A 13,039-nucleotide genomic window follows, 5' to 3' on the forward strand; every position below is an offset into this window, starting at 1 on the left:
TCTGTTTCACTCGCCACTCAGCTGTGCTGATTCCCCAAAATCAACAGCGTGTTTAGCACAGTTTATTTAAAAAATCGTGATAGTAGGCTATGTTTGCTATTATACTTATATGCTCTCCTGGATGGAATGGGAGAATAATCGCTGTTTCAGGGTAAGGATAAGGAGAGAGAATGTTCTAAAGGCAGGTGCAGAAAATGAACCCAAATAAAAAAGATGTGGTAAGACTATTGGAGACAATAGCAGTATATATGGAATTGAAAGGTGAAAATCCGTTCAAGGTCGCGGCCTTCCGGAAGGCTGCAGGAGCCCTGGAAGCAAATGATGACAAGTTTTCAGAAATAAAGGATTTCACGAAGCTTTCCGGTATCGGTAAAGGGACGGCTGCGGTCATCGAGGAATATATCGAAGAAGGAACATCAACCGTGCTGAAGGAGCTGCAGGAAGAAGTGCCTGCAGGCCTTATCCCGCTGCTCCAGCTGCCGGGACTTGGCGGCAAGAAGATAGCGAAGCTCTATAAGGAGCTTGGGGTCGAGGACGCTGAAGACCTTGAGCAGGCATGCAGGGACGGCAGGGTTCAGGCGCTTGCAGGCTTCGGAAAGAAAACAGAGGAAAAGATCCTTGAAGCGCTTGCCAATGCAGGTAAAAGGCCGGACCGTCTCCCGGCTGCCTTTATGCTTCCGATTGCAGAGGATATTGAAGCAAGGCTTGCAGGGGTGGATTCGATCATCAGGTTCTCCAGGGCAGGCAGCCTGCGCAGGATGCGGGAAACAGTCAAGGACCTGGATTTTATCATTGCTTCGGATGATCCTTCATCAGTGAAAGAAGCCCTGCTAAGCCTTCCAGGCATTAAGGATGTCATTGCTGCAGGCGACACAAAGGTCTCGCTGACATTTGATCATCAGTATGATGTGTCTGCTGATTTCCGGATCGTATCACAGGATGAATTTGCGACAGCGCTTCATCATTTTACCGGCTCTAAGGACCATAATGTGCGGATGCGCCAGCTGGCAAAGGAACGCGGGGAAAAAATAAGTGAGTATGGTGTTGAGAATGCTGAAACGGGCGAAGTCCTTACTTTCAAGGATGAAGAAGCCTTTTATGCGCATTTCGGCCTCCCTTTCATCCCTCCGGAAATCCGCGAGGACGGCCGTGAGGTAGAAGATTTTAAGGCAGGCATGGAGCTCATTTCCCTGGAAGATATAAAGGGAGATCTTCATATGCACTCCACCTGGAGCGACGGTGCCCACACTATTGAAGAAATGGCAGAGGCATGCCGCAAAAGAGGCTATCAATATTTGGCCATCACTGATCATTCCCAGTACCTGAAGGTAGCAAATGGACTGACGCCGGAAAGACTGAGAAAGCAAATGGAAGAGATCAGGAGCTTGAATGAAAAATATGACGACATCAAAATCCTGACAGGGATCGAGATGGATATCCTTCCGGATGGGACGCTCGATTTTGAAGATGACTTGCTGGCAGAAGTTGATGTGGTCATCGCCTCGATCCATTCCTCCTTCAGCCAGCCAAAGGATAAAATAATGGAACGTCTGAAGACGGCCCTGATGAACGGCCATGTGGATATCATCGCCCACCCGACCGGCAGGCTGATCGGCCGGAGGGAAGGCTATCAGGTGGATATGGAGATGCTGATCGAGCTTGCCAGGGAGACAAATACTGCCCTGGAGCTGAATGCCAACCCGAACCGGCTTGATTTGGCAGCAGAACATTTAAGGAAGGCACAGGAGGCGGGAGTGAAGCTTGTCATCAATACAGATGCGCATAAGCTTGACACCCTCATCCATATGGAAATCGGTGCTGCAGCAGGGAGAAAGGCATGGCTGAGGAAGGAAAATGTGATAAATGCTTACAGCATGGAAGAACTTCTTTCCTTCCTTAAACGGAATGATTGATGATCCCTTTGTCAAAGGCGGAGAATTACAGCCGGACTTGAGGGCTTATATAGAGAAGGACTAGAAAGAAAAAGGGAGGAATTACTCCATGGATTCACGGGTGCTTAAGGTGCTTGAATTTAATAAAGTCAGGGAGCAGCTGCTTGAGCATGTGTCATCTTCGCTTGGACGCAGCAAAGCAGAAGTGCTCCTTCCTTCTGCCGATTACGAAGAAGTGGTGCGGCTGCAGGAGGAAACAGATGAAGCGGTTAAAGTGCTGCGGATAAAAGGCAATATTCCGCTTGGGGGCATTTTTGATATCCGTCCCCATGTAAAAAGATCAGTGATTGGAGGCATGCTGAGCCCCCAGGAACTGGTGCAGATTGCAAGCACAGTCCATGCAAGCAGACAGCTGAAGCGCTTTGTTGATGATTTTTCAAACGAAGAATCAGAACTGCCGATACTGACTGAGTATATGGATAGGGTAATCGTGCTGGCTGAGCTTGAAGAGGCCATCCGCATGGCAATCGATGAAAACGGCGAAATGCTGGATAGTGCGAGCGATGCCCTCCGGTCCATCAGAACACAGCTTCGCACAAGGGAGTCACGTGTGCGTGAGCGGCTGGAGAGCATGATCCGTTCTTCCAATGCGGCGAAAATGCTGTCAGATGCCATTATCACCATCCGGAATGACCGTTTTGTCATCCCGGTCAAACAGGAATACCGCGGCCATTACGGGGGAATCATCCATGATCAAAGTTCATCAGGGCAGACGCTGTTCATTGAACCGCAGGCAATCGTGCAGCTGAACAACGAGCTGCAGAGCATCAGGGTGAAGGAACAGCAGGAAATTGAGCGCATACTAGTTGAACTTTCCGGACGGGCGGCGGCCTATCAGCCTGAGCTCGATATGATCGTCGAGGTCCTGGCCGAGGTTGACTTTATGTTTGCAAAGGGAAGGTACAGCAGGAGGCTTAAAGCATCCAAGCCGGAAGTGAATAATGAGCGAAGGATCAATCTATTCAAGGCAAGGCATCCGCTGTTGCAGATAGATGAAGCGGTGGCTAACGATATTTCCTTAGGCAGGGACTACACAACCATTGTGATTACGGGACCGAATACCGGAGGAAAGACTGTAACGCTTAAGACTGTGGGGTTGTGTACGCTGATGGCCCAGGCAGGCCTGCAGATTCCTGCTCTGGATGGATCAGAGGTGTCTGTATTTGGGGCTGTCTATGCGGATATCGGGGATGAGCAGTCTATTGAACAAAGCTTGAGTACATTTTCTTCACATATGGTCAATATTGTTGATATTTTAGCCAAGGCTGATTTTGAAAGCCTTGTCCTTTTCGATGAGCTTGGAGCCGGGACAGATCCGCAGGAAGGGGCAGCCCTTGCTATTTCCATCCTTGATGAGGTATACAAAAGGGGCAGCCGCGTTATTGCGACGACCCATTATCCTGAACTGAAGGCTTACGGGTATAACAGGGAAGGAGTTATCAATGCCAGTGTCGAATTCGATATTGAGACGCTCAGCCCCACTTATAAACTCCTGATCGGGGTACCGGGCCGGAGCAATGCCTTTGAAATCTCCAGGCGCCTTGGCCTCGATAATTCTGTAATCGAATCTGCACGCTCCCATGTGAGCGAGGACAGCAGCCAGATCGAGAACATGATCGCGTCTCTTGAAGACAGCAGGCGCCAGGCGGAAAAAGAGCTGGAAGAGGCTCACGAGCTGCTGCGGGGCGCTGATATGCTCCATAAGGATATGCAGAAGCAGATGATGGAGTATTATGAGCAAAAGGACGAGATGCAGGAAAAGGCTGCCGCCAAAGCCGCTGACATTGTCGAGAAGGCGAAGGCGGAAGCAGAAGAGATCATCCGTGATCTCAGAAAGATGCGCATCGAAAAGCATGCTGAAGTGAAGGAGCATGAGCTGATCGACGCCCGGAAGAAGCTGGAGGATGCTGCACCGAAAGTCAGCAAAAGCAAAAAAGAGGCAAGAAAGTCTGACAAGCATGATTTTGCAGCCGGGGATGAAGTAAAGGTACTGACCTTTGGCCAAAAAGGGCATCTTCTGGAAAGAGCTTCAGAAGACGAGTGGCAGGTTCAGATCGGCATCCTGAAAATGAAGGTAAAAGAACGGGACCTGGAGTTTATTAAAAGTCCAAAGCCGAAGGAAACAAAGGCGATGGCCATCGTAAAAGGCAGGGACTCCCATGTAGGCCTTGAACTGGACCTGCGCGGTGAGCGGTATGAGGATGCGCTGATCAGAGTCGAGAAATATATTGATGATGCGCTATTGTCCAATTATCCCCGGGTCTCGATCATTCATGGAAAAGGGACAGGGGCTCTGCGCCAGGGAGTGCAGGAATACTTGAAGAACCACCGGTCTGTAAAGCGGATCCGTTTCGGGGAAGCGGGTGAAGGCGGATCAGGCGTAACCGTGGTGGAGTTCAAATGATGGGGAGAGTCTGAATGAACGGTTTTTGGGAAAATGAGTATATCCAGACAGCGGCATATTACAGCGTCGTCATTTTGTGCATGATTGTGTTTTTGGCCATTTTTGAACTTGTCACTAAATATAAAAACTGGGAAGAAATCAAAAAAGGCAATATTGCTGTAGCCATGGCAACAGGGGGGAAGATATTCGGGATCGCCAACATCTTCAGGCATTCCATTTCTCAGCATGATTCACTTTTCACCATGATCGGCTGGGGGGTCTTCGGGTTTTTCCTTTTGCTGGCAGGCTATTTCATTTATGAATTCCTGACCCCGAAGTTCAGGATCGATGAGGAAATCGAAAATAATAACAAGGCGGTCGGATTCATATCCATGGTCATTTCAATCGGATTGTCATATGTCATCGGGGCAGGCATCTAACAGGGAGCGGGAGAACTGTGGAAAAATTGGCGAAAATTCTTCTGGTGCTTTGCGGGCTATTTATAGTCATCGGAGCCGTGTATATATTTTTCATCGCATAAAGTTAGAGCCGCCGGCATATGGCGGCAAAAACTGCAGGCAAACCCTTAATGCGGGGCATGCCTGCAGTTTTTTTATTTTTCAGGAACCAAACAGCAGGTCCTTTGGCTCATACAGATTGTCATGATTATTTCCTTATACTATAATGAATGGGAACAGTTAGAATGTTCTAACAAATCATTTTTGAAGGAGGGAAAAAAATGACAGAAGAAAGGCCTTGGCTTCAAAGCTATCCGGAAGATATCCCCCCGACTTTGACATACACAGACGAACCGGTACAGCAGTATTTAAAAAGAGCAGCAGAGGAGTTTCCAACCAAAAGCGCCATTCACTTTATGGGCAGGGAATTTACGTTTAAGGAGGTGTATGAGCAGGCGCTCAAGCTTGCCTCCTATCTTCAGGGGCTGGGCATCGAAAAAGGGGACAGAGTGGCCATCATGCTTCCCAATACCCCGCAGTCAGTCATCAGCTACTATGGCATCCTGATAGCGGGCGGGGTGGTAGTCCAGACCAATCCGCTCTATATGGAAAGAGAAATTGAGTACCAGATGAAAGACTCCGGGGCAAAAGCCATCATTACACTTGATATTCTGTTTCCGCGTGTTTCAAAGGCTGTCCCAAAAACAGAGATCAAGCATATTATTGTAACCGCTGTCAAAGATGCTCTCCCTTTCCCGAAGAATCTTGTCTACCCGTATATCCAGAAAAAGCAATATGGCATTGTAGTTAATGTGAAGCATGAAGGAAATAACCACTTGCTGAAGGAAATATTGAAGCGTCCCATCGGCAGCCTGAAGGAGCATAGCTTCGACTATGAAGAAGATATCGCCCTTCTGCAATATACAGGCGGGACCACAGGATTCCCCAAAGGGGTCATGCTTACCCACAGGAATCTTGTCAGCAATGCTTCCATGTGCCAGGCATGGCTGTACAAATGCCGCCGCGGGGAAGAAATTGTACTTGGCCTGCTGCCGTTTTTTCATGTGTACGGCATGACCACCGTGATGATCCTTTCCATTATGCAGGCATATAAGATGGTCCTGCTGCCGAAATTTGATGCCGAGACAACTTTGAAAACCATCCAAAAGCAAAGGCCAACCCTGTTTCCTGGAGCGCCAACCATCTATATAGGGCTTCTCAACCATCCGGATCTTCAGAAATATGACCTGTCATCGATCGATTCCTGCATCAGCGGCTCAGCTCCCCTGCCGGTTGAAGTACAGCAGCGTTTTGAGGAAGTGACGGGAGGAAAGCTCGTTGAAGGCTACGGGCTGACAGAATCTTCGCCGGTCACCCATTCAAACTATCTATGGGACCGTCCGAGGGTTAAAGGAAGCATTGGTGTGCCATGGCCAGATACAGATGCTGCGGTGTTCTCAATGGAAAATGGCGAAAAGCTGCCTCCCGGGGAAGTCGGGGAAATAGCAGTAAAGGGCCCTCAAGTCATGAAAGGCTACTGGAACCGTCCGGAAGATACGGCCCAGACTTTAAGGGATGGCTGGCTCCTCACAGGTGATCTTGGGTATATGGACGAATCAGGCTATTTCTATGTTGTGGACCGCAAAAAAGATATGATCATTGCCGGCGGCTTCAATATTTACCCGCGTGAAATAGAAGAAGTCATCTATGAACATCCGGGCGTACAGGAAGTTGTGGCTGCAGGGATCCCTGACCCATACAGGGGGGAAACGGTCAAAGCCTATATAGTCATGAAAGAAGGGCATGAGGCATCCGAAGAAGAATTGAATGAATTTACGAGGAAACATCTTGCTGCCTACAAGGTTCCAAGGATTTATGAATTCAGGAGTGAGCTCCCGAAAACAGCCGTCGGAAAAATACTGCGCCGGGCTCTTGTAGAAGAAGAGAAAAAGAAATTGGAAGAAGAACAGAAAAAGCAAGCCTGATCATTTTTAAAATAGGGGATAATAGAGTAAAGTATAAACAAACAGATTCAGATCCTTCCTGAGGCCGGATCTCCATTCGGACTCTTTATTTTGAAAAATAGAGCTTGTCCGCCTCAGCGCCGGTAAGAAAATTTTATTATGACAAATTCTTGACAACTTTTGCTTGTAATACTATTATAAAAATATGAATGATGATTCATTCATTTTAGCACAAAGGAACAATCTGCATGACAGCATTATCCCTTTCTTTGCGCTTTTTGATAAATGGAACGGGGGAAAAATGTTGAAGAAGAATAAACCAAAATATATGCAAATTATTGAAGCTGCTGTAGTGGTTATAGCAGAAAACGGCTACCACCAGGCCCAGGTTTCGAAAATTGCGAGGCAGGCCGGGGTGGCTGACGGGACGATATACTTATATTTTAAGAATAAGGAAGATATCCTGATTTCACTTTTTGAAGAGAAAATGGGATCTTTTGTTGAAAAAATCGAACAGAATATTGCAGGAAATGACTCAGCCACAGAGAAATTATTAATGATGGTCGAAAATCATTTCAAGCTTTTATCTGAAGATCACCATCTGGCCATTGTCACCCAGCTTGAATTAAGGCAGTCCAATAAGGATTTGCGCTTAAAAATCAATGACGTGCTGAAAGGCTATTTGAAGGCGATCGATCAGATACTTGCATCAGGAATTGAAACCGGGGAATTTTCACCCTCGCTTGATATCAGGCTGGCCAGACAGATGATTTTTGGCACAATAGACGAAACTGTAACGACCTGGGTCATGAACGACCAAAAGTACAGCCTGACTGATCTGGCCCCTGCTGTCCATAAACTGCTTGTGCACGGCTGTTCCAGCCGTTAGGGCAGGCAGACTCTGATAATAAGAGTAAACCGACGATTATAGGAGGGTAAACATGGAGTATTTAACTTGGTCGCATCAGGATATGGTTGCCGAGATTGCAATCAGCCGGCCTCCTGCAAATGCACTTTCTTCCGGCGTGCTTAAAGAGCTTTCCGGTGTATTGGATGAAATTGAAGAAACTGACGAGGTCAGGGTGGTCCTCATCCATGGGGAAGGCCGTTTCTTCTCAGCGGGCGCTGACATCAAAGAATTTACAGAGGTAGAGTCCAGCGGCGACTTTTCTAAACTGGGCAAGTTCGGCCAGGATCTGTTCGAAAGGATGGAATCATTTCCGAAGCCGATTATTGCCGCCATTCACGGAGCTGCGCTTGGAGGGGGCCTCGAGCTTGCCATGGGCTGCCATTTCAGGCTTGTTTCCGAAACAGCCAAGCTGGGCCTTCCAGAGCTTCAGCTGGGTCTTGTCCCGGGCTTTGCCGGCACACAGCGGCTGCCAAGGCTGGTAGGATCTGCACGGGCAGCGGAAATGCTGTTCACAAGTGATCCGATCACAGGCATCCAGGCAGTCCAGTATGGCTTGGCCAACCATGCATTCCCTGAAGAAGAGCTGCTGGAGAATGCGTTTAATATGGCAAAGAAAATTGCCAGGAAGAGCCCGATCGCGCTGAAAGCGGCAATTGAGCTTCTCAGCCATTCCAAGCATGCTGAGTTTTATAATGGGGTAGAAAAAGAAGCGGAACTCTTTGGAAAAGTGTTCGCCTCTGAAGATGGGCAGGAAGGGATCTCGGCTTTCATTGAAAAAAGAGAGCCTGCTTTTAAAGGAAAATAACTGCTGCAAAGAGAGTGTTTCCCTCAGCTTCTTGGCTGGGGATTTACTCCGCCCTGAATTTTCCCAATCTTTTAAACTGATATTTTTTTCTAAAATGTAAACGCAAACAATTATTCGATTCATCTAACCTATCAATTTGGGAGGGAACATAATGAACATTTATGTCTTATTAAAAAGAACCTTTGATACCGAGGAGAAAATTTCCATTTCGGGCGGACAGATCAATGAAGATGGCGCAGAATTCATCATTAACCCGTACGATGAATATGCCGTCGAGGAAGCGATCCAGGTGAGGGATGAGCATGGCGGCGAAGTCACGGTCATTTCCGTAGGCACGGAGGAAGCTGAAAAGCAGCTCCGGACCGCACTTGCGATGGGAGCTGACAAAGCGGTACTGATCAACACGGAAGATGATGTGGAAGCTGGAGACCAGTTCACAACAGCCAAGATCCTGTCCGAATACTTAAAGGACAAAGAAGCCGATTTGATCCTGGCAGGAAATGTGGCCATTGACGGCGGCTCAGGCCAGGTTGGCCCCCGTGTCGCAGAGCTGCTGGATATCCCTTATATCACTACTATCACGAAACTGGACATCAGCGGTACAACAGCAACGATCGTCCGGGATGTTGAAGGTGATTCTGAAGTGATTGAAACAAGCCTTCCTCTTCTAGCTACAGCTCAGCAGGGCTTGAATGAACCGAGATATCCTTCTCTGCCGGGAATCATGAAGGCGAAGAAAAAGCCGCTTGAGGAGCTTGAGCTGGATGATCTTGACCTTGAAGAAGATGATGTAGAGGCGAAGACAAAGACGATCGAAATATATCTCCCTCCGAAGAAGGAAGCCGGTAAAGTGCTGGAAGGCGACCTTGAAGACCAGGTCAAAGAGCTTGTCAGCCTTCTTCACACTGAAGCGAAAGTCATTTAATTCATTGATACAGAATAAATACTCAGGAGGTACACAAAATGGCTAGAAAAGTATTGGTATTGGGCGAAGTCAGGGACGGATCATTGCGGAATGTATCGTTCGAAGCGATTGCAGCTGCCAAAATTGCATCTGAAGGAGGCGAGGTTGTCGGCGTTCTGATTGGGGATTCAGTCAGCGCACTGGGAGCAGAGCTGATCCAGTACGGTGCAGACAGGGTTGTTACTGTGGAGGACGAAAAGCTGAAGCAATATAGTTCAGACGGCTTTTCACAGGCACTCCTGGCTGTGGTGGATTCTGAAGGTCCGGAAGGGATCGTGTGCGGACATACAGCGCTTGGGAAAGACCTGTCGCCGAGGATTGCGGCAAAGCTTGAATCCGGCCTCATCTCTGATGCAGTCAGCGTTGAAGAAAGCGGCGGAAATATCGTATTCACACGCCCGATTTATTCAGGCAAAGCTTTTGAAAAGAAGATCATCACAGACGGGCTGATCTTTGCAACGATCAGGCCAAATAATATCGCACCGCTTGAAAAGGATGAGTCACGCACTGGGGATACAGCTTCACTTTCTGTTGAAATCAAAGACCTGCGCACCATCATTAAAGAAGTGGTAAGAAAAGCTTCTGAAGGGGTGGACCTCTCTGAAGCGAAAGTAATTGTAGCAGGAGGCCGCGGCGTCAAGAGTGAAGACGGCTTCGGGCCGCTGAAGGAGCTTGCAGATCTTCTTGGAGGAGCGGTCGGGGCTTCCCGCGGTGCCTGTGATGCAGAGTACTGTGATTATTCACTTCAGATCGGCCAGACTGGAAAAGTTGTTACACCGGATCTTTATATCGCATGCGGCATCTCCGGCGCCATCCAGCATTTAGCCGGGATGTCCAATTCAAAGGTGATTGTAGCCATCAATAAAGATCCTGAAGCAAATATCTTCAAAGTGGCAGACTACGGGATCGTCGGAGACTTGTTTGAAGTGCTCCCGCTGCTGACCGAGGAATTCAGAAAGGTAGTTGTAAACGCATAATGAGGGGAGCGGCACGAGCCGCTCTTTCTCTTTTGGCCCTGGTTTAATTCTGGGTCAAACCATGAATATAACAGTGTTAAAAGGGTATATTACGGACGAAACAGATTATTAGCTTCGTCAGGGAAACGGTGATATACTGTCATTAGAATTCGAGCTGGCGGTTTGATTGGGCAGCCAGGCATAGATATGCTGCCCGGGAAAACTGTATTGTTCAATCTGAATCCAGACGGGACTTCCCGGCAAACTCTATACTTTTTAGGAGGCATATATTATGGCAATTACAAATGCGACTGATCAAACTTTTGCAACAGAAACTGGCTCTGGCCTGGTTCTTGCTGACTTCTGGGCACCATGGTGCGGACCATGCAAAATGATTGCACCTGTGCTTGAAGAGCTTGACAGCGAAATGAGCGACAAAGTGAAAATCGTCAAGATCGATGTAGATGAAAATCAGGAAACAGCAGGCAAGTTCGGTGTCATGAGCATTCCTACACTGCTGGTCCTTAAAGATGGCGAAGTCGTTGACAAAGTGGTCGGCTTCCAGCCAAAAGAAGCTCTTTCAGAACTTCTTTCAAAACACGCGTAAACATTGAAGATGGCCCCGGTTCTAAGAGCCGGGGTTTTGTTATGTATAATATTGCCTTATGTCTCCTGATGCCAGGCTGGAAGTTTTCATAAAAAAAGAAAATATTGACGCAGTCCTGTGGAATTTTTATAATAGTAATCTTGCCCTCCTTTCCTTTATTGCTTTTTTCCTTTTGTAATTTTTATTAAAATGGAAGGGCGGCATCTAAATTGTAACGCAATGCGTGTATATAGATTGATTTTGCACCGGGGGTGAAAATATGAACGAAAGAATCAAGAATAAGCTGATGCTGCTGCCGGACCAGCCAGGCTGCTACCTTATGAAGGACAGGCAGGATACCGTGATTTACGTTGGGAAAGCAAAGGTACTGAAGAACCGAGTCCGCTCTTACTTTACCGGTTCACATGACGGCAAAACGCTCCGCCTTGTAAATGAAATTGAGGATTTCGAATATATTGTCACATCATCAGATATGGAAGCCCTCATTCTTGAAATGAACCTGATCAAAAAGTATGATCCAAAATACAATGTCATGCTGAAGGACGACAAAAGCTACCCGTTCATCAAGCTGACAGCTGAACGCCATCCAAGGCTGATCACAACCCGGAATGTCAAAAAAGACAAAGGGAAGTACTTTGGGCCATATCCGAATGTCCAGGCGGCGAATGAAACAAAAAAGCTGCTTGACCGGATCTATCCGCTCAGGAAGTGCTCGACCCTGCCTGACAGGGTCTGCCTGTACTATCATATGGGCCAGTGCCTGGCGCCCTGCGTCAAGCCGGTCAGCGAAAAGCAGTATAAAGATATTGTCGATGAGATTGCACGATTTTTGAACGGCGGCTACAAAGACATCAAGAAAGAGCTTACAGTCAAAATGACGGCAGCAGCAGAGGAACTGGATTTTGAAAGGGCGAAGGAACTGAGGGACCAGATCGCCCATATTGAAGCGACGATGGAAAAACAGAAAATGACATCGACCGATTTTACTGACCGCGATGTATTCGGCTTTGCCGTCGATAAGGGCTGGATGTGCGTCCAGGTCTTTTTTATCAGACAGGGGAAGCTGATTGAAAGAGATGTTTCGCTGTTCCCGGTTTACGGGGAGCCTGAGGAAGAAATGCTTACCTTCATGGGCCAGTTCTATACAAAGGCAAACCATTTTAAACCGCGTGAAATTCTGGTGCCGGATACGGTCAATGAAGAAATGGCAGAAAAGCTCCTGGAAGTAAAGGTGCTCAAACCGCAGCGCGGCCAGAAGAAAGATCTGGTCAAGCTGGCGGGGAAAAATGCCAGGATTGCCCTCCAGGAGAAGTTCTCCCTTATAGAACGGGATGAGGAACGGACGATCAAAGCGGTTGAAAATCTTGGCAGGCAGCTGGGCATTTATACGCCGCACCGCATTGAAGCTTTTGATAACTCGAATATCCAGGGCACTGACCCGGTTTCTGCCATGATTGTATTCATAGACGGCAAACCGGAAAAGCGCGAATACAGGAAATATAAGATCAAGACAGTCAAGGGACCGGATGATTATGAATCCATGCGCGAGGCTGTCCGGAGGCGGTACACCAGGGTGCTTAAAGAAGGTCTGCCCATTCCGGATCTTATTATTGTCGACGGCGGGAAAGGCCATATTGAATCGGTCAGGGATGTACTTGAAAATGAGCTCGGGCTTGATATCCCGATATCCGGCCTTGCCAAGGATGAGAAGCACAGGACTTCCCAGCTCTTGTATGGGAATCCGCTGGAAATCATACCGCTTGAGCGGAACAGCCAGGAGTTTTATCTGCTTCAGCGCATCCAGGATGAAGTCCACCGCTTCGCCATCACCTTCCACCGGCAGCTCCGCGGAAAAAGCGCCTTCCAGTCATTGTTGGATGACATTCCCGGAATTGGCGAGAAGAGAAAGAAGCTGCTTTTGAAAACCTTCGGATCCGTAAAGAAAATGAAAGAAGCCGGCTTGGATGAATTTACAGCTATCGGAATTCCGGCTAATGTCGCACAGGAATTAAAAAATAAATTATCTGAATAGCATTGATA

The 13,039-nt window shown here is 47.8% G+C and carries 10 protein-coding genes; all 10 read left to right on the forward strand.

Going from position 1 to position 13,039, the window contains the following annotated elements; translation table 11 throughout:
* Positions 1-194 precede the first annotated feature (194 nt).
* A complete protein-coding gene (polX, locus tag ABU165_RS01070) occupies positions 195-1,913 on the forward strand; it encodes a DNA polymerase/3'-5' exonuclease PolX (RefSeq protein ID WP_094766924.1) in 1,719 nt (572 codons plus the stop codon).
* An 88-nt stretch (positions 1,914-2,001) separates the two neighbouring features.
* The gene (locus ABU165_RS01075; RefSeq protein ID WP_009796013.1) at positions 2,002-4,356 is read left to right on the forward strand and encodes an endonuclease MutS2; all 2,355 of its coding nucleotides are present in this window, start codon (positions 2,002-2,004) and stop codon (positions 4,354-4,356) included.
* A 14-nt stretch (positions 4,357-4,370) separates the two neighbouring features.
* On the forward strand, positions 4,371-4,775 hold the full coding sequence (locus ABU165_RS01080; protein ID WP_009796014.1) for a DUF350 domain-containing protein: 405 nt from the start codon (positions 4,371-4,373) through the stop codon (positions 4,773-4,775).
* Between the two features lie 299 nt (positions 4,776-5,074).
* Positions 5,075-6,778 carry a long-chain-fatty-acid--CoA ligase gene (locus ABU165_RS01085; protein ID WP_318059598.1) on the forward strand — a complete coding sequence of 568 codons (1,704 nt, stop codon included), beginning with the start codon at positions 5,075-5,077 and terminating at the stop codon, positions 6,776-6,778.
* Positions 6,779-7,061: 283 nt separating this feature from the next.
* Positions 7,062-7,646, forward strand: a complete 585-nt coding sequence (locus tag ABU165_RS01090) for a fatty acid metabolism transcriptional regulator FadR (RefSeq protein WP_009796016.1) — start codon at positions 7,062-7,064, stop codon at positions 7,644-7,646.
* Positions 7,647-7,698: 52 nt separating this feature from the next.
* The gene (locus ABU165_RS01095; protein ID WP_022544255.1) at positions 7,699-8,472 is read left to right on the forward strand and encodes an enoyl-CoA hydratase; all 774 of its coding nucleotides are present in this window, start codon (positions 7,699-7,701) and stop codon (positions 8,470-8,472) included.
* A 151-nt stretch (positions 8,473-8,623) separates the two neighbouring features.
* Positions 8,624-9,397 (forward strand): electron transfer flavoprotein subunit beta/FixA family protein, encoded by a 774-nt coding sequence (locus ABU165_RS01100; protein WP_009796018.1) that lies wholly within the window; start codon positions 8,624-8,626, stop codon positions 9,395-9,397.
* Between the two features lie 38 nt (positions 9,398-9,435).
* On the forward strand, positions 9,436-10,413 hold the full coding sequence (locus ABU165_RS01105) for an electron transfer flavoprotein subunit alpha/FixB family protein (RefSeq protein ID WP_306009005.1): 978 nt from the start codon (positions 9,436-9,438) through the stop codon (positions 10,411-10,413).
* A 271-nt stretch (positions 10,414-10,684) separates the two neighbouring features.
* Positions 10,685-10,999, forward strand: coding sequence for a thioredoxin (gene trxA, locus ABU165_RS01110; protein ID WP_009796020.1), 315 nt, complete (start codon positions 10,685-10,687; stop codon positions 10,997-10,999).
* Positions 11,000-11,258: 259 nt separating this feature from the next.
* The gene (gene uvrC / locus ABU165_RS01115; protein WP_101550484.1) at positions 11,259-13,031 is read left to right on the forward strand and encodes an excinuclease ABC subunit UvrC; all 1,773 of its coding nucleotides are present in this window, start codon (positions 11,259-11,261) and stop codon (positions 13,029-13,031) included.
* Positions 13,032-13,039: the final 8 nt, after the last annotated feature.

This window comes from Cytobacillus sp. T106, assembly GCF_040492155.1.
Lineage (GTDB): Bacteria > Bacillota > Bacilli > Bacillales > Cytobacillaceae > Bacillus_AB > Bacillus_AB infantis.